At 64.6% G+C, this 17,575-nt stretch carries 15 protein-coding genes; 4 read left to right on the top strand and 11 right to left on the bottom strand.

The window, feature by feature from the left end; genetic code table 11:
* Positions 1–7: 7 nt before the first annotated feature.
* A complete protein-coding gene (locus tag AC3FOF_RS30665) occupies positions 8–733 on the bottom strand; it encodes a (Fe-S)-binding protein (protein ID WP_017231089.1) in 726 nt (241 codons plus the stop codon).
* 238 nt (positions 734–971) lie between these two features.
* Between AC3FOF_RS30665 and AC3FOF_RS30660 the strand changes: the two genes are divergently transcribed.
* The 3 genes from AC3FOF_RS30660 (at position 972) to AC3FOF_RS30650 (ending at position 4,135) form a co-directional block, all read left to right on the top strand.
* Complete coding sequence (locus AC3FOF_RS30660; protein ID WP_017231088.1) at positions 972–1,757, top strand: IclR family transcriptional regulator; 786 nt, start codon at positions 972–974, stop codon at positions 1,755–1,757.
* A gap of 175 nt (positions 1,758–1,932) precedes the next feature.
* Complete coding sequence (locus AC3FOF_RS30655; protein WP_035818751.1) at positions 1,933–2,676, top strand: FadR/GntR family transcriptional regulator; 744 nt, start codon at positions 1,933–1,935, stop codon at positions 2,674–2,676.
* Positions 2,677–2,722: 46 nt separating this feature from the next.
* Positions 2,723–4,135 (top strand): FAD-binding oxidoreductase, encoded by a 1,413-nt coding sequence (locus AC3FOF_RS30650; protein WP_017231086.1) that lies wholly within the window; start codon positions 2,723–2,725, stop codon positions 4,133–4,135.
* A gap of 95 nt (positions 4,136–4,230) precedes the next feature.
* On the opposite strand, the gene pbpG is transcribed toward AC3FOF_RS30650, so the two are convergent.
* The 6 genes from pbpG to AC3FOF_RS30620 form a co-directional block, all read right to left on the bottom strand.
* Entirely contained in the window at positions 4,231–5,454 is a 1,224-nt protein-coding gene (pbpG, locus tag AC3FOF_RS30645; RefSeq protein ID WP_488728732.1) for a D-alanyl-D-alanine endopeptidase, read from the bottom strand.
* Positions 5,455–5,740: 286 nt separating this feature from the next.
* Positions 5,741–6,442 (bottom strand): nitroreductase, encoded by a 702-nt coding sequence (locus AC3FOF_RS30640; RefSeq protein WP_017231084.1) that lies wholly within the window; start codon positions 6,440–6,442, stop codon positions 5,741–5,743.
* A 28-nt stretch (positions 6,443–6,470) separates the two neighbouring features.
* A complete protein-coding gene (locus AC3FOF_RS30635) occupies positions 6,471–6,923 on the bottom strand; it encodes an acyl-CoA thioesterase (RefSeq protein WP_035818717.1) in 453 nt (150 codons plus the stop codon).
* Positions 6,924–6,943: 20 nt separating this feature from the next.
* Complete coding sequence (locus AC3FOF_RS30630) at positions 6,944–7,849, bottom strand: DMT family transporter (RefSeq protein WP_488728731.1); 906 nt, start codon at positions 7,847–7,849, stop codon at positions 6,944–6,946.
* Positions 7,846–8,799 carry a histone deacetylase family protein gene (locus tag AC3FOF_RS30625; RefSeq protein WP_276264567.1) on the bottom strand — a complete coding sequence of 318 codons (954 nt, stop codon included), beginning with the start codon at positions 8,797–8,799 and terminating at the stop codon, positions 7,846–7,848. The genes AC3FOF_RS30630 and AC3FOF_RS30625 overlap by 4 nt, the downstream gene beginning before the upstream one ends.
* A gap of 184 nt (positions 8,800–8,983) precedes the next feature.
* A complete protein-coding gene (locus AC3FOF_RS30620) occupies positions 8,984–9,247 on the bottom strand; it encodes a hypothetical protein (protein WP_488728730.1) in 264 nt (87 codons plus the stop codon).
* Between AC3FOF_RS30620 and phaP1 the strand changes: the two genes are divergently transcribed.
* Complete coding sequence (phaP1, locus tag AC3FOF_RS30615; RefSeq protein WP_017231080.1) at positions 9,246–9,824, top strand: TIGR01841 family phasin PhaP1; 579 nt, start codon at positions 9,246–9,248, stop codon at positions 9,822–9,824. The two genes, AC3FOF_RS30620 and phaP1, sit on opposite strands and share 2 nt — an antisense overlap.
* Before the next feature lie 436 nt (positions 9,825–10,260).
* On the opposite strand, the gene lpdA is transcribed toward phaP1, so the two are convergent.
* The 4 genes from lpdA to aceE form a co-directional block, all read right to left on the bottom strand.
* Positions 10,261–12,039 carry a dihydrolipoyl dehydrogenase gene (gene lpdA, locus AC3FOF_RS30610; RefSeq protein ID WP_488728729.1) on the bottom strand — a complete coding sequence of 593 codons (1,779 nt, stop codon included), beginning with the start codon at positions 12,037–12,039 and terminating at the stop codon, positions 10,261–10,263.
* A gap of 28 nt (positions 12,040–12,067) precedes the next feature.
* The gene (locus AC3FOF_RS30605; RefSeq protein ID WP_017231078.1) at positions 12,068–12,685 is read right to left on the bottom strand and encodes an Ntn hydrolase family protein; all 618 of its coding nucleotides are present in this window, start codon (positions 12,683–12,685) and stop codon (positions 12,068–12,070) included.
* Between the two features lie 106 nt (positions 12,686–12,791).
* The gene (aceF, locus tag AC3FOF_RS30600) at positions 12,792–14,456 is read right to left on the bottom strand and encodes a dihydrolipoyllysine-residue acetyltransferase (RefSeq protein ID WP_488728728.1); all 1,665 of its coding nucleotides are present in this window, start codon (positions 14,454–14,456) and stop codon (positions 12,792–12,794) included.
* Positions 14,457–14,620: 164 nt separating this feature from the next.
* Positions 14,621–17,308: a pyruvate dehydrogenase (acetyl-transferring), homodimeric type gene (aceE, locus tag AC3FOF_RS30595; protein WP_488728727.1), complete on the bottom strand. Its 2,688-nt coding sequence runs from the start codon at positions 17,306–17,308 to the stop codon at positions 14,621–14,623.
* Between the last annotated feature and the right edge of the window lie 267 nt (positions 17,309–17,575).

The following is a 17,575-nucleotide window of genomic DNA, read 5'->3' as shown; positions in this document are numbered from 1 at the left end:
CCGGAGCTCAGGCGTCGCCGGCCAGCACCTGGGCAATGTGCAACACCTGCGTGCGCGTGTCGCCGGTCCTGCGCAGGCGGCCTTCGATATTGAGGATGCAGCCCAGGTCGCCCAGCACCACGGCGTCGGCGCCGCTGGCCTTGATGTTGGCGCACTTCTCGTCGACGATGGCCGTGGAGATATTGCCGTACTTGACGGAGAAGGTGCCACCGAATCCGCAGCAGGCCTCGCAGTCCTTCATCTCGTTCAGTTGCACGCCGGGCAGTTGCGCCAGCAAGGCGCGCGGCTGGCTCTTGACACCGAGCTCGCGCAGGCCGGAACAGGAATCATGGTAGGTGATGCGGCCCGCGAACCTGGAGTCGAATTCGCCCAGCCTGGCCACATTGACCAGGAAATCGGTCAACTCGAACACGCGCGCGCGCAGCGTTTCGTAGCGGCTGTTGAGCTCGGGGTCGTCGCGCAGCAGGTCGGCGTAATGATGCAGCACCATGCCCCCGCAGGAACCCGACGGAATCACCACGTAGTCGAACATCTCGAATTCGCGCAGGAATTTTTCCGCCAGATCGCGCGCCGCGGCACGCTCGCCGGAATTGTAGGCCGGTTGCCCACAGCAGGTCTGGGCCTCGGGCACCATCACGTCAAAGCCCGCCTTCTCCAGCAGCTTCAATACCGAAAAGCCGATTTCCGGACGCATCAGGTCCACCAGGCAGGTGGCGAACAGACCGACTCGCATTGTTTCCCTCTTCCAGACCCCAAAACCCCGCAATTATGCGCCCTTGCGCATCTGCCGGCATACAAAAAGCGATCGCGCCAGCGATGAATCCGCCGCATTCTCACATGCCTTGGCGATCCTGCCAGTGCCCGGCTGAATCCGAAGTTTCTTTCGGTAATACCATTTCATCTATTGAAATTTTCACAATGCGAGATAGAATCAGGCAACCGCTTAATTTGCCGCACGGCAACATTCCCCCATGGCAGAAGCAGACAAAGCACCCGGCAAGACATCCATCCAGGTCATCGAACGCATGATGACCCTGCTGGATGCGCTGGCCCAGCATGCTGATCCGGTCAGCCTCAAGGAGTTGTCGCTGGCCACCGGCCTGCATCCTTCAACCGCGCACCGCATCCTGAACGACATGGTGGCTTGCCGCTTCGTCGACCGCTCCGATCCCGGCAGCTACCGGCTGGGCATGCGGCTGCTCGAACTGGGCAACCTGGTCAAGGCGCGCCTCTCGGTACGCGATGCCGCGCTGGCGCCGATGCGCGCGCTGCACCGCGTGACCGGCCAGACGGTCAACCTGTCGGTGCGCCAGGGCGATGAGATCGTCTACATCGAGCGCGCCTACAGCGAACGCTCCGGCATGCAGGTGGTGCGCGCCATCGGCGGACGTGCGCCGCTGCACCTGACCTCGGTCGGCAAGCTGTTCCTGGCTGCCGATGAAATCGCACGGGTGCGCAACTATGCCACCCGCACCGGCCTGGCCGGCCATACGCGTACTTCCATCACGGATCTGATCAAGCTGGAGCGCGAACTCAACTGGGTGCGCACCAACGGCTACGCGCGCGACAACGAAGAACTGGAACTCGGCGTGCGCTGCATCGCCGCCGGCATCTACGACGATTCGCGCCGGCTAGTGGCCGGCCTGTCGCTATCGGCCCCGGCCGATCGCCTGCAGGACAGCTGGCTGCAGAACCTGAAAGACACCGCGCTGCAAATCTCTCGCGGCATGGGCTACTCGACGGACGTGGCTGCCTGAGCCTGAGTTCGATCGCAGGATGACGGGGAGGGCCTCTGGCGCCCTCCTCGCCCGATCCGGCGAAGTGCCCGCACCCCGATGCGTCGGCGCCATCATGCCCCCGACGTCCAGCCTTCCCACAGCCCAGGGTTTACCATTAGTTTTCAGATAACCTGATAGCTGTACCATGCCTGGCATGCGTACCAAAGCCATCACCCTCACCGAACAGGTGACCCAGCAACTGTGCGCCGAGATCGCGGACGGCAAGTACCCCGTCGGCGCCCGGCTTCCATCCGGCAAGCAGCTCGCCGAGCACTATGGCGTCAGCCCGGCGGTGATCCGCGAGGTGACCGAGCACCTGCGCTCGCAAGGCCTGGTGGAAAGCCGCCAGGGGCTTGGCAGCACGGTGCGCTCGCGCGTGGGCAACGCGGGCTTCCGGGTGCCGCAGGAAATCGGTATCGATCGCGGTGAACTCGCCAGCATCTACGAACTGCGGCTGGATCTCGAAAGTGCCGCCGCCGCGCTGGCCGCGCTACGGCGTACCGGTCAGGAAGTCGCGCAGATGCAGGCGCTGCTGGATCGGCTCGGGGCCCAATTGCACGACCCCGACCGCAGCACCGAGGCCGACACGGCGTTTCACGTCGCAATTGCCGCCGCCACCCATAACCCGTACTACCTGCAGCTGCTGCAGTACCTGAACCTGCAATTGCACCAGGCCGTGCACGCGGCACGGCTGAATACGCAGCGGCAGGCCGGCCTGTCGGAGCAGGTCCACCAGGAACACCTGGCCATCTTCCATGCGATCCGTGCCGGCGACGCCGAGCAGGCACGCACGGCTGCGGTGTCGCATCTGCAAGGCGCGGCGGCGCGCCTTGGGCTGCAACTGAGCGCACGCGCCATCCCCCCAGGCAGCCAGGAATCAACCCATCCGGCGGCATGAGCCGCATCGCCCCCCCCAGATCGAACCGAAACCGAACCGAACCACCATGCAAAATTCAGCTTTCCTGCCCCGCCTGATCGAAGCGCTGGGCCCCGATGTGGTTGCCACCGAGCCCGACCAGGTCGCGCCCTGGCTCGCCGACTGGCGCGGGCTCTACCGCGGCAATGCGCAGGCCGTGGTCAGGCCGCGCTCGGTCGACGAGGTAGCCCGCTGCCTGGCGCTGTGCCAGCAGGCCGCGGTGCCGGTGGTGCCGCGTGGCGGCAATACGGGCTTGTGCGGCGGCGCCGCGCCCGACGGCAGTCCAGCCAACGTGGTGCTGAGCATGGACCGCATGAATGCGATCCGCTCGATCGATACCATCGCCAATACACTGGTGGCCGAAGCCGGCTGCATCCTCGGCAACCTGCGGCGCGCGGCACAGGACGCGCATCGCCTGCTGCCGCTCAGCCTGGCAGCAGAGGACTCTTGCCAGATCGGCGGCAATCTCGCGACCAATGCAGGCGGCGTGAATGTGGTGCGCTACGGCATGACGCGCGAACTGGTGCTGGGCGTGGAAGCCGTGCTGCCCAACGGCGAGATCTTTCACGGCCTGCGCGCGCTGCGCAAGGACAATACCGGCTATGACCTCAAGCAATTGCTGATCGGCTCCGAAGGCACGCTTGGCGTCATCACCGCTGCGGCGCTGCGCCTGTTCCCGCGCACCGATGCACGCTCCGTGGTGCTGGCCGCGGTCGGCTCGCCGCAGCAGGCACTGGCGTTGTTCGAACTGCTGTTCGAGCAGTGCGGCGCCCGCCTGCAAGCCTTCGAATTCTTCACCGGCGACTGCGTCGGCCTGGTGCTGAAGCACGCGGAAGGCGTGCAGGAACCCTTCGACCGTCGCCATCCGGCCTATGTCCTGGTGGAATTGGCCGACACCACCGATGAAGACGCCCTGAACGCCCTGCTCGAACGTGTCATCGGAGAGGCGCTGGAGCGCGAGCTGTGCCTGGATGCGGCGGTCTCCGCCTCGCTGGCGCAGTTGCAGAGCCTGTGGAAGCTGCGCGAGGAAATCTCGGAGGCACAGCGCGCCGATGGCCCCCACCTGAAGCACGATGTATCGCTGCCGATCGAGCAGATCCCGGCGTTCATGGCATCGATGGAAACGCGCCTGAAGGCAATCAGCCCCAGCATCCGCCCTTTCATCTTCGGCCATTTCGGCGACGGCAACCTGCACTACAACCTGTCGCGCCCCGCGGGTGCGGAACGCGACTGGACCGCGCAGCATGGCAAGGCGCTGACCGCCGAGGTGCTGGACGAGGTGGCGCGCTACGGCGGCAGCATCAGCGCCGAGCATGGCATCGGCCAGCTTAAGCGCGATGACTTCCTGCGCCTGAAGGATCCGCTGGAATTGCGCCTGATGCACGGCATCAAGCAATTGCTCGATCCGGCCGGCATCATGAATCCCGGCAAACTGCTCTAGGCCCGGCCCAAATCTAGGCCCGGCCCAAATGAAAAACGCGCCGTTGCCGGCGCGTTTTTCATACAGCGGCGTGCCGGCTCATCCCGGCGCCGCCATCAGATGCCCCGGGGCTGCTGCGCGGTAAGGATTGCCTGGGGGGAAGTTGGGCCCTGGGTCAGGTTCGGCGACGTGGGGAACGGACGGCCAGGACCGGACTGCACGTGCTCCAGCCAGTCCCGGACGCGGGTCGCATCGGCAAAGCGGGACAGCTTGCCGACCGAGTCGAGGAAGACCATCACCACATTGCGGCCGTTGACACGTGCCTGCATCACCAGGCACTGCCCTGCCTCGGAGATGAAACCGGTCTTCTGCAGGCCGATATCCCAGTTGCCGCCGCGCACCAGGCGGTTGGTGCTGACGTAGTGCTGGGTACGTCCAAGCACATTGACCTCATGCTCGGTCTGCGTCGAAAACTCGCGGATGGTGGGGTTGCGATACGCGGCGTTGACCATGCGCACCAGGTCCATCGCACTCGATACATTGCTGCTCGACAGGCCGTTCGAATCGACGAAGTGGCTATCGTTCATGCCGAGTTCGCGCGCCTTGCGGTTCATGGCCTGCACAAACGTCGGCAAGCCGCCCGGATAACTGCGTCCCAGCACGGATGCCGCACGGTTCTCCGAGGACATCAGCGCCAGCAGCAGCGCCTCCTGGCGGGTCAGCTGCGTGCCGAAGCGCAGGCGCGAACTGCTGTGCTTCTCGTTGTCGCGGTCCTCCTCGTTGATGGTGAGAAGCTCGTCCATCGGCTGGTGCGCGTCCATCACCACCAGGGCGGTCATCAGCTTGGTGATCGAGGCGATCGGCAACACCGCGGCGGCGTTCTTCTGGAACAGCACCTCATTGGTGTTCTGATCCATCACCAGCGCAACGCTGGAGCGCAGGGAGAGCGCATCCTCGGTCTCGCGCAGCCCGAGCGCCTCGCCCAGCGAGGGCTTGGCCGGCGTAAAGGCTGCCCGCACCGGCACGGCCTGGCGCTGCGCCACCACATGCCGCTTGCCGTTTTTCAGCACGACTACCTTGCGCGTGGTGACGCGCTCAGCCTTGGCGGCACCGGCAACCTGCCTGGGTTTTGCGGATTTGGATGAAGATACCGATTTTTTCTCGGACTTGGAGACTTTTGCCGACTTTTTGCTGGCTTTTGTCGAATCCGGCGACTGCGTCGCGGCGTCAACCGTAGGGGTGGCCAGCATGGAAACGGTCAACAGCACGGAAGCCGCAACCGAAGTAAGAGGGGTAGAGCCGAAGAATCGAAACAATAGGGGGGAATCAGACCGGAACATGATTCATTCAGCGCGCAACTTGGATTGCGCCAGTTTAGGAAAAAAAGAAATTGTTAGCAAGATTAAAGACTTACGAAGGCTCTTTAAAGTTCGATTTGCAAACAATTCCACATTGCAAAAAATGCGGGGCACGCATCACATTGCACGTGCAGCAAGGCCGATACCGAGCGCGATGCCGACAGCAGCCCGTCGTCGTTGCCCCGCCCCATCAAGCACTGCGGGCGCACCGGCTGCCCGGCGCGCCCACAAGAAAAAGTCCGCTCACCCGCACAAGCGGCGAGCTATCTCATGACAAGAAACGCGCGAACCCGCTCACCGGTTCACGTTCGGTACTAAGGGTATTCTCTATGGCGGCCGGATCGGCATAGCCCAGCGCCATGCCGCAAACCACCATTTCATCACCCGGCAACCGCAAGTGGTTGCTGATGACCGCATGGAACTGGGTAAACGCAGCCTGCGGGCAGGTGTCCAGCCCACGTGCACGCGCCGCCACCATGATGCTCTGGAGGAACATGCCATAGTCCAGCCAGCTGCCCTGCTCCAGGATGCGGTCGATGGTGAAGATCATGCCCACCGGGGCATCGAAGAAAGTGAAATTGCGCGAATGCTGCGCATGCATGCGCGCCTTGTCCTCGCGGCTGATCTGCAGCAGGCTGTACAAGTCCCAGCCAACCTTGCGGCGGCGGTCGACATAGGGCGTGACCCACGCGCGCGGATAGTAGGGGTACTCTTCCCGATACTTGCTGTCGCGCTGGGGATCGTCGTAGGCGGACAGCACGTCGGCGGACAGTTTCAGCTTGGCCTCGCCCGTCAGCACATAGACGCGCCACGGCTGGGCATTGGTTCCGGAAGGGGCCCGGCTGGCCACCGCCAGGATCTCGTTGACCACCTCGCGCGGCACCGGTGTATCCAGGAAAGCGCGCACCGAGCGGCGCGTGACGATGGCCTGGTCGACCACGGCGGTATCCCGCTTCTGCTGTGAATCCATGAATCTCAACTCCTTTGCGCCGGCCGGCTCAGGCGCCGGCGTCCGCGGGCTCGTTCACCAGCGCCTGCAAGGCATGGCGCAGCGCGGCCGGCAGCGGCACCGGACGGCGCGTGGCGCGATCCACATAGACATGCACGAAATGCCCCTGCGCGGCGGCAACGTCCTCGTCGTTGCGGAACAGGCCAACTTCGTAGCGCACGCTGGAGTTTCCCAGGCGCGCCACGCGCAGCCCCGCCACCACGGTATCGGGGAAGCTCAGTGCGCTGAAGTAATTGCACTGCGTCTCGATCACCAGCCCGATGGTGTCGCCAGCCTCGATATCGAGCACACCCTGCCGGATCAGGTAGGTGTTCACCACCGTATCGAAATAACTGTAGTAGATGACGTTGTTGACGTGGCCATAGACGTCGTTGTCCATCCAGCGTGTCGTGATAGGCTGGAAGTGACGGTAGGCGCTCCGGGTATCGGCGGTCGGTTTCATTGGCAGGACGGATAGGAAGATCAGCGGCGAATCACCAGGGCCACGCCACTGGCTGCCAGGGCCATGCCCAGCGCAGCCAGCGGCGGAAAACGCTCGCCAAACAGCAGCCATGCCATGACCGCGGTGGTTGGCGGGGTGAGATACATCAGGCTGGACACCTTGGTGGCCGCGCCTTCGCGAATCAGCAGGAATAACAGCGAGATGGCACCGATCGACAACGCCACCACAGACCAGGCCAGCGCGCCGAACATCTCGGCATTCCACGCGACATGGCGCGCTTCAGTCAGGAACATGAACGGCAGGCAAGCCAGCGCCGCCGCGGCAAACTGGATGACCGAACCCATGCGCAGGTCGAACACCGCGCAATGGCGCTTCTGGTAGAGCGTGCCGAAGGTGATCGAGAACAAAGCGCCAACAGCCAGCAGCAGGCTCGGCGCGGACAGCCCGCTGGCCGACAGCTTGTTGGCCACCACCAGCCCGACGCCCGCGATGCCGAGCAGCAGGCCCATCCACTGGCGCCGGCCGATGGCTTCGCCCATGCGCGCAGCCGCCAGCGCAGTCAGGATCGGCTGCATCCCGACGATCAGGGCCGAGACCCCCGCCGGCATGCCAAGCTTGACGGCGGCCCAAACGCCGCCAAGATAGCCGGCCTGCAGGAACAGTCCCGCCAGCGCGATGTGCCCGACCATGCGCCAGTCAATGGCGCCGGCGCGCTGCGGCAGCGGCACCCGCGCCAGGATCACAAAGGGCACCATCAGCACCAGCACGCCGACAAAGCGCAGGAACAGGAAGGTCATGGGCTCGGCATGCGGCATGCCATACTTGGCGACGATAAAGCCGGTACTCCAGATCACCACGAACAGCCAGGGCATGGCGGCCATCCACAGCGTGCCGCGCACTGCGCTGCCTTGACTGGTTGCGCTCATCGAGGCGCCACCGTTGCCTCTGCGGCATGCGTGGCCAGGCCTGCCTGCCTTGCATAGCGCCGGTGATACTGCGCAGCCAGCCCGATCGTTTGTGCGTGCACCGCGACGGTATCCTCGATCCGGTTACCGTAGCCGCCGGCCATGGCCACTGCAATCGGCAGGCCCCGCTCCAGGGCCGCCCCGAATACCAGATGGTCGCGATGCGCCAGGCCCGCCAGCGTGAGCTTAAGACGGCCGAGCCGGTCGCCCTCATGGGGATCGGCGCCAGCCAGGTAGATGATCAGGTCGGGAGAAAAGCGCGCGAACAGCGCATCGAGCGCGCCTTGCAATGCTTCGGCGTAGGCCTGGTCGGTACAACCATCGGGCAGCCCTACGTCGAGATCGCTGGCCTCCTTGCGGAAGGGATAGTTTTTCTCTCCATGCAGGGAAAGCGTAAAGACGAACGGATCGTCGCGCAGGATGGCGGCGGTGCCATTGCCCTGATGCACATCGAGGTCCACCACCGCCACGCGCTCCACGTGGCCGTCACGGCGCAACTGGCGCGCCGCGATCGCCGCATCGTTGAACACGCAAAAGCCGCCCCCTTTGTCGGCATAGGCATGATGGGTGCCACCGGCCAGATTGACGGCGATCCCCTCCCGCAGCGCCGCACGGCAGGCCTCGATGGTGGCGCCCGCCGAGCGGCGCGAGCGCTCCACCATGGCCGCCGACCAGGGAAAACCGATCTCCCTCTGACGGGCCGGGTCCAACTCGCCTCGCGAAACCCTGGCGACGTACTCGGGCGTGTGGGCGAGCAGCAAGGCATCGTCACCTGCCCGTGGCGCCTCGACCATCATCAGGCCCTCCACCTCGCGCGCGACCGCCTCCCGCAGCATGCTGTACTTGCGCATCGGAAAACGGTGGCCCTCGGGCAGGGGCAGAACAAAATGATCGGCGTAGAAAGCGAGCATGAAGGCGAACGTGGAACAGGCATGCCGGCCGCCCATGGCTGGCCCGGACGACGGGAGCGCAGCGTATCGGCCGCCGGGCCGCCCCGGGGCGGCACCCTTTCGGGCAGACCGCGATGGTAGCACTGTGGCGGCGCCAGGGTACGCAACCCCCTTCGCCCCTGCCTTGGACGAGGGTTGCAAACGCTCAGATCAGGTGATGAATAGCAGATATCCAACTGACTTCAATCGAACTTATTTGTGCATTGCACAAGAACCACTTGACAGGGCATTTCTTTCCCCTACAATTGGAATTGTTGCGGCGCACCATCCGTTTTGCAGAGCAGACGAATGTGCCGCCAACCCCCAACGCCTGGGGCTGGCTGACGAGAAATGATGTCTTCGTCATGGCTTTGACATCTGGGCGGCCTAATTTTGCTTGACCTTGAACTTCATCATTGGAGACCAGCATGAGCTTCACCCCGGAACAATTCGCCGCAGCGCAAAAAGCCAACCTCGAAACCCTGTTCGGCCTGACCACCAAGGCCTTTGAAGGCGTTGAAAAGCTGGTCGAACTGAACCTGCAAGTGGTCAAGGCCACGTTCGCCGAAAACGTGGACAACGCCAAGAAGGCCCTGTCGGCGAAGGATGCGCAGGAACTGCTGGCCATCCAGGCTTCGCTGGTTCAGCCGATTGCCGAAAAGGCCCTGGCTTACAGCCGCCACGTGTACGAAATCACCTCGGAAACCCAGTCGGAATTCACCAAGGTTGCCGAAGCCCAACTGGCTGACAACTCGAAGAAGGTGCAAGCCCTGGTCGAGAACCTCGCCAAGAACGCCCCGGCCGGCTCCGAGTCGACCGTTGCCATCGTGAAGTCCGCGATCAGCGCCGCCAACAACGCCTACGAATCGGTCCAAAAGGCCACCAAGCAGGCTGTTGAAATCGCCGAAAGCAACTTCCAGGCAGCCGCCAGCGCCGCCACCAAGGCCGCCCAGCAAGCCAGCGCCACGGCTCGCACCGCGACCAAGAAGGCAACTACCGCCGCCTGATCGGCCCAGTAGTGAACGGACCGGCTTCGGCCGGTTCGTTGGCAAAGCGCATCCGGCAAACCCGGTGCATTTTGCCAACGAAGGCAGCAAGGATGGCAAGCAAGCCGCCCTGCCCTCTGACAGCGTCTCCTCGGTATCCGGTCTCCTTGTATTCCAGTACCGATTCGATCCCGGCCCAATGCCGGGATTTTTTTGTCCGCGCGCCAGGGCGGAGATGCCGCCATCTGCCAAGCCCCGTTGCTCGCGCCAGACCGGCGCCCATCCCTGCCCCGCTGCTACACGGATCCGCGCCTCTCTCTGGCTGTTTCCTCCCCTGAAGACGGGGTTTGAGCGGCGGAGAGCCGCCTTGCAGGTTGCCACCAAATGCTGGCGGTTAATTGCGAATCTGCCAGTAAAAAGGCCCGCCGAAAGGCGGGCCTCGATGTGGCGCCGGCGCTTAGCGCTTGCGCGGCGGCGGCACGTCGGTGCAAACGCCTTCGTAGATCTCCGCAGCCATGCCGATCGACTCGCCCAGCGTCGGGTGAGGATGGATGGTCTTGCCGATATCCACCGCGTCGGCGCCCATCTCGACGGCCAGGCAAACTTCGCTGATCAGGTCGCCGGCATGGGTGCCGACAATGCCGCCGCCGATGATGCGGTGGGTTTCCTCGTCGAAGATCAGCTTGGTAAAGCCCTCGTCGCGGCCGTTGGCAATGGCACGGCCGGAAGCCGCCCACGGGAACACGCTCTTGCTGTACTTGATGCCCTCCGCCTTGCACTGTTCCTCGGTCAGGCCGGCCCACGCCACTTCCGGGTCGGTGAAGGCCACCGACGGAATCTGCTTGGCATCGAAGTAGGCCTTCTCGCCGTGCGCGGCTTCCGCCGCCACGTGCGCCTCATGAACCGCCTTGTGCGCCAGCATGGGCTGGCCGACGATGTCGCCGATGGCGAAGATATGCGGCACATTGGTGCGCATCTGCTTGTCGACGTCGATAAAGCCGCGATCCGTCACCGCCACGCCTGCTTTCTCGGCGCCGATGCGTTTGCCGTTGGGCGCGCGGCCCACCGACACCAGCACCAGGTCATAGCGCTGCGGCTCGGCGGGAGCCTGCTCGCCTTCGAACTTGACGTAGATGCCGTCCGGCTTCGCTTCCACGCCTACCGTCCTGGTCTTGAGCATGACCTTGCCGAAGCGCAGCTTGTTCATCTTCTCCCAGACCTTGACCAGGTCGCGGTCGGCGCCCTGCATCAGGCCATCGAGCATTTCCACCACGTCGATATTGGCGCCCAGCGTGCTGTACACCGTGGCCATTTCCAGCCCGATGATGCCGCCGCCGATCACCAGCATCCTGTTCGGCACCTCGGGCAGTTCCAGCGCGCCGGTGGAGTCGACGATGCGCGGATCCTCGGGGATGAACGGCAGCTTGACTGCCTGGCTGCCAGCGGCGATAACGGCCTTCTCGAAACGGATCACCGTCTTCTTGCCGGTGGTCTGCTTGGCGTCGCCTTCGGTTTCCTGCACCTCGAGGTGATGCGGATCAAGGAAGGTGCCGACGCCGCGCACGACCTGCACCTTGCGTGCCCTGGCCATGCCGGACAGGCCGCCGGTCAGCTTGCCGACCACGGTGTCCTTGTAGTGGCGCAGGCCATCCAGGTCGATCTTGGCTTCGCCGAACAGGATGCCGTGGGCAGCCAGCGCCTTGGCCTCGTCGATCACGGCAGCGTTATGCAGCAGCGCCTTGGACGGAATGCAGCCCACGTTCAGGCAGACGCCGCCGAGCGTGCCGTAGCGCTCGACCAGCACGGTGTTCATGCCAAGGTCGGCGCTGCGGAAGGCGGCGGAGTAGCCGCCGGGGCCGGCACCCAGCACCAGCATGTCGCAGGTGATATCGGCACTGCCCGAATGCGAAGCCGCCACGGGTGCCGCGGCCGGGACGGCCGCAGCGGGCACCGGAGCCGGGGCCGGTGCCGAAGCAGGCGCGGCCGGCTTGGCCACAGCCTCGCTCTCCAGCGTGCAGATCACCACGCCCTTGGCTACCTTGTCGCCAACCTTGACGCGGACGTCAACCACCTTGCCGGCGGCCGAAGACGGCACATCCATGCTGGCCTTGTCCGACTCGAGCACGATCAGCGACTGCTCCTGCTCGACCGTATCGCCGGCCTTGACCAGCACTTCGATCACTTCCACCGCGTCGAAATCGCCGATATCCGGCACCTGGACTTCGATCACACTCATGCTTTGCTCCTCAAAAACGCGTCCCGCCTCAGATGCAGGCCGCGCCATCGTTATTGGTTGCCCCGTCGCCCGCCGCGGCGCGCAGCTGCACCACCTGCACCTCGACCGGGCCCGCCGAACTCTTGTCGAACTCCACGCCTGCGTCCACCCCGATCCGTGCAATCTCCCCGGCACTCAGCGCCGGCTGGTCGTAGACCGCATGCATGGCGCCAAGTGCGTAGTTGCGGCCCGAGCCAATGCCCCAGAAGCGATCGAACGAGAAGACTTCGCGGTACGAATAGACGCCGAAAATACCCGCTGGATTGGCAATCAGGCACACGATCTGCGAAGACTCGTAAGGATCGTCCTCGTCTTCCTTGGTGTTGATGAAATACTCGTTCTTGAGCTTTTCATGCACCTTGAGGAAGGTCCGGAAGACATCGTCGCGCGACGCCAGGCGGCAGTCCTCGCCCAGCCCGGCCAGCAGGCTGCGCATCACCGGAAAGTGCGCGGTGGTCCCCGCCAGCGCCACGAAGCTGTCGCCCACCGGGAACACCTTCTGGTTGCGCTCGTAGGCACGCGTGAGCCGGGTGTCGCCGAACGTCACCAGCGCATCGGCGGCAATCGCCACCTCGCCGGCCTTCTTGACGACAACGCAGGTAGTCATGGACTCGCTTCCTGTTTTCCTGTTGGCAGGCGATCGGCAAACTGTTCGCAGGCGGTTGCTGACAAAGGGCGCGCACGGCCGCAAAGCCATGCGCGCCCTGCCCGGCTTACAGCAGGATGCGGCGGAAATCGGCCAGCAGCTGTCCGAAGTAGGTATTGAAACGGGCCGCCTCCGCACCGTCGATGACGCGGTGATCCCACGACAGCGACAGCGGCAGCGTCAGGCGCGGCACGAATTGCTTACCATCCCAGACCGGCTTCTGGTACGACTTGCACACGCCCATGATGGACACTTCGGGCGCGTTGATGATCGGCGTGAAATACGTGCCGCCGATCCCGCCCAGCGAGGAGATCGAGAAGCAGCCGCCTTGCATCTGGTCGGGTTTCAGCTTGCCGTCGCGCGCCAGCTTGGCCAGCTCGTTCATTTCCTGGCCGATCTCGATCACGCCCTTCTTGTCGGCGTTCTTGATGACGGGGACCACCAGGCCGTTCGGCGTATCGGCGGCGAAGCCGATGTTGAAGTACTTCTTCAGCACCAGGTTGTCGCCGTCGAGCGAGGCGTTGAAATTGGGGAATTTCTTCAGGGCCGCCACGGCAGCCTTGATCATGAAGGCCAGCATGGTGACCTTGACGCCCTGCTTCTCGTATTCCTTGTTGAGCTGCACGCGGAAGGCTTCCAGCTCGGTGATATCCGCCTCGTCATGATTGGTGACGTGGGGAATCAGCACCCAGTTGCGGTGCAGGTTCGCGCCGGAGATCTTCTTGATGCGCGACAACGCCTTGCTTTCGACCTCGCCAAAGCGGGTGAAATCCACCTTCGGCCACGGCAGCAGGTTCAGTTCGCCGCCACCGGCCGGGGCAGCCGCGGCTTGTACCGGAGCCGCAGTCTGGCCGCTCATCACGCCCTTGACGAAGCGCTGCACGTCGTCCTGGGTAATGCGGCCCTTGGGACCGGTGCCTGGCACGCGCGAGACGTCCACGCCGAGCTCGCGCGCGAACTTGCGCACCGAGGGGCTGGCATGGGCAGCGCTGCCGGTCACGCCAACGGACGGAGCAGCCGGAGCGGCGATTGCGGGCGCGGGTGCGCTGGCAACGGCCGGCGCGGGAGCGGCTGCCGGGGCAGCGGCCGGCGCGGCGGCAGGAGCCGCAGCGGGGACCGGGGCGGCTGCGCCCGCGGCACCTTCGAGAATCAGGATCAGCGTACCTTCCGCGACATTGTCACCGACCTTGACCCGGACTTCCTTCACCACGCCTGCGGCGGGCGACGGCACGTCCATGGTGGCCTTGTCGGACTCCAGCGTGATCAGCGCGTCTTCCGCGTTGATGGTATCGCCCGGCTTGACGTGGATCTCGATGATCGGCACCGCGTCGTAGTCGCCGATATCCGGCACCTTGACCTCGATCGGGCCTGCGGCCGCGGCGGGAGCAGCAGCGGCAGCCGGCGCTGCGGCGGGAGCAGCGGCCGGGGCTGCGGCCACGGGAGCCGGAGCCGGTGCAGCGGCCGGGGCGGGTGCCGCGGCGGCAGCCTGGCCCGCAGGCTCCAGCATGATCAGCACGGCGCCTTCGGCCACGTTGTCGCCGATCTTGATCTTGACTTCCTTGACGGTGCCGCCCTGGGGCGAAGGCACGTCCATCGTGGCCTTGTCCGATTCCAGGGTCACCAGCGCGTCTTCCGCGTTGATGGTATCGCCCGGTTTCACATGCACTTCGATGACGGGAACGGCGTCGTAATCGCCGATATCCGGCACCTTGATTTCAATCGCTTGACTCATTCAGTGTCTCCTGGGCAGGACGGCGCACGCGGCAAATCCAAGCGGCGAGGTTACCCTCACCGCCCACATCTGTCACGCCGCCGCGCCGCAAGGCGCCGGGTTTCGGCCCGGCGCCCACCGGCGCGGCGTTGCTGCTCCTGCGGGGGTTCGTGCAGTCAGTCGGCTTAGACCGACATCGGGTTCGGCTTGTTGGGGTCGAGGTTGTACTTCTTGATGGCTTCCGCCACCTTGTCGCGGCCGATGGCGCCCTCGTCGGCCAGCGCCTTCAGCGCAGCCAGCGTCACCCAGTGGCGATCCACCTCGAAGAAGTGGCGCAGCTTTTCGCGGGTATCCGAGCGGCCGAAACCGTCGGTGCCCAGCACCACGAAGCGGCGCGGCACGAACGGACGGATCTGGTCGGCGAACGCACGCACGTAGTCGGTCGAGGCGATCACCGGGCCGCGCACCGACTTCAGGCTCTTCGCCACATGCGATTCGCGCTGCGTCTCGGTCGGGTGCAGCAGGTTCCAGCGCTCCACGTCGTGGCCTTCGCGGGCCAGTTCGGTAAAGCTCGGGCAGCCCCACAGGTCGGATTCGACGCCCCAGTCCTTCTTGAGCAGTTCGGCCGCGGCGATCACCTCGCGGAAGATCGTGCCCGAACCCAGCAGTTGCACGCGCGGCGCATTGCTGTTCTCGACGCCCTTGCGGAACTGGTACATGCCCTTGACGATGTCGCCTTCCACGCCAGCCGGCATTTCCGGATGCTCGTAGTTCTCGTTCATCACCGTCAGGTAGTAGTACACGTCTTCCTGTTCGGCGTACATGCGGCGCAGGCCGTCCTGCATGATCACCGCCAGCTCGTACTGGAAGGTCGGGTCATACGAGATGCAGTTCGGGATGGCGGCGTGGAACACGTGCGAATGGCCATCCTCGTGCTGCAGGCCTTCGCCGTTCAGCGTGGTGCGGCCCGAGGTGCCGCCCAGCAGGAAGCCGCGCGAGCGCATGTCGGCAGCGGCCCAGCACAGGTCGCCGATACGCTGGATGCCGAACATCGAGTAATAGATGTAGAAGGGGATCATCTGCACGCCGTGCGTCGAGTACGACGTGGCGGCGGCGATCCAGTCGCACATGGCGCCGGCTTCGTTGATGCCTTCCTGCAGTACCTGGCCAGTCTGCGATTCCTTGTAGAACATCAGCTGGTCATGGTCTTCCGGCACGTACTTCTGGCCTTGCTGGTTCCAGATGCCGATCTGGCGGAACAGGCCTTCCATGCCGAAGGTGCGCGACTCGTCCGGCACGATGGGCACCACGTGCTTGCCGACCTGCTTGTCCTTCAGCAGGGTGTTCAGGATCCGCACGAAGGCCATCGTGGTGGAGACCTCGCGGCCTTCGCCCGTGGCCTTGAGCAGCGCCTCGAAAGCGGTCAGCTCGGGCACCTTCAGGGGCTCGGCCTTCTGGCGGCGGGCCGGCAGGTAGCCGCCCAGGTCCATGCGGCGGGCGCGCATGTATTCCAGTTCCTTCGAGCCTTCCTCGAAGGTGACGTACGGCACTTCCTCGATCTTGTCGTCGGCGACCGGGATATTGAACTGGTCGCGGAACTTGCGGATCGCATCCACCGGCATCTTCTTCTGCTGGTGGCTGATGTTCATGGCCTGGCCGGCGTCGCCCATGCCATAGCCCTTGATGGTCTTGGCCAGGATCAGCGTGGGCTGGCCCTTGTGCTCGTTGGCGGCGCTATAGGCGGCGTAGATCTTGTGCGGATCGTGGCCGCCGCGGTTCAGGCGCCAGATGTCCTCGTCGGACCAGTCGGCCACCATCGCCTTGAGTTCGGGCGTGTTGAAGAAATGCTCGCGCACATAGGCGCCGTCCTTGGCCTTGAAGGTCTGGTACTCGCCGTCCACGCAATCCATCATGCGCTTCATCAGCAGGCCCTTCTTGTCGCGTGCCAGCAGCTGGTCCCAGCGGCTGCCCCACACCACCTTGATCACGTTCCAGCCGGCGCCGCGGAATTCGGATTCCAGTTCCTGGATGATCTTGCCGTTGCCGCGCACCGGACCGTCCAGGCGCTGCAGGTTGCAGTTGATCACGAACACCAGGTTGTCGAGCTTCTCGCGTCCGGCCATGCCGATGGCGCCCAGCGATTCCGGCTCATCGGTTTCGCCATCGCCCAGGAATGCCCAGACCTTGCGGCCTTCGGTCTGCACCAGGCCGCGGCTGTGCAGGTACTTCATGAAACGGGCCTGGTAGATGGCCATGATCGGGCCCAGGCCCATCGACACCGTCGGGAACTGCCAGAAATCCGGCATCAGCCACGGGTGCGGGTAGGACGAGATGCCCTTGCCATCGACTTCCTGGCGGAAGCTGTCGAGTTGCTCGGTGCTCAGGCGGCCGAGCAGGAAGGCGCGCGAATACACGCCCGGAGCCGAGTGGCCCTGCACGAACACCAGGTCGCCGCCGTGCTGGTCGGACGGGGCATGCCAGAAGTGGTTGTAGCCGACGTCATACAGCGTGGCGGCGGAGGCAAACGAGGAGATATGGCCGCCAACATTGGTGTGCTTGTTGGCGCGCAGCACCATCGCCATGGCGTTCCAGCGGGTGTACGAGCGGATGCGGTGCTCGATGTCCTGGTCGCCGGGAATGCGGGCCTGGCCCTCCACCGGGATGGTGTTGATGTACTGCGTTTCGGCGTGGAACGGCTGGGTGACGCCGTTCACGCGTGCGTATTCGATCTGCTTTTCGATCAGGAAGGCGGCACGATCGGTGCCTTCAGCGGCGATCACGCCCTGCAGGGCATCGAGCCACTCGTGGGTTTCCTGCGGATCGGCGTCGTTGGCGCTGCTGGCGCCGAGGATCTGCTCTGGTACAGCTGACATGACTGTCTCCTGGTGAATTCCTTGCCTCGGCGCCCCCTCCGGATCGTTGTCGTGAGGGCCCCGGCCTGACGGTATGACTTGCGGTACGGCAAACGGGCGGCGAACCTCTTCGCATGATCCCGTGAACGCCACGCCCGCCTTGCCAGGCGAACTGGCAGAGCCGGACACAGCAGTGCCGTCCGCACTTTTCGGTCGGACCGATTCTATGGAAGCGCACCGGGCAAGACAAGTCCGATTTTCAAATTGCGATATTGTTTCTCATAATAC

The organism is Cupriavidus sp. 96C5-1, from assembly GCF_057798855.1.
Note: the sequence above shows the minus strand (reverse complement) of the source record. Positions and strands in the feature narration are given on the sequence as shown.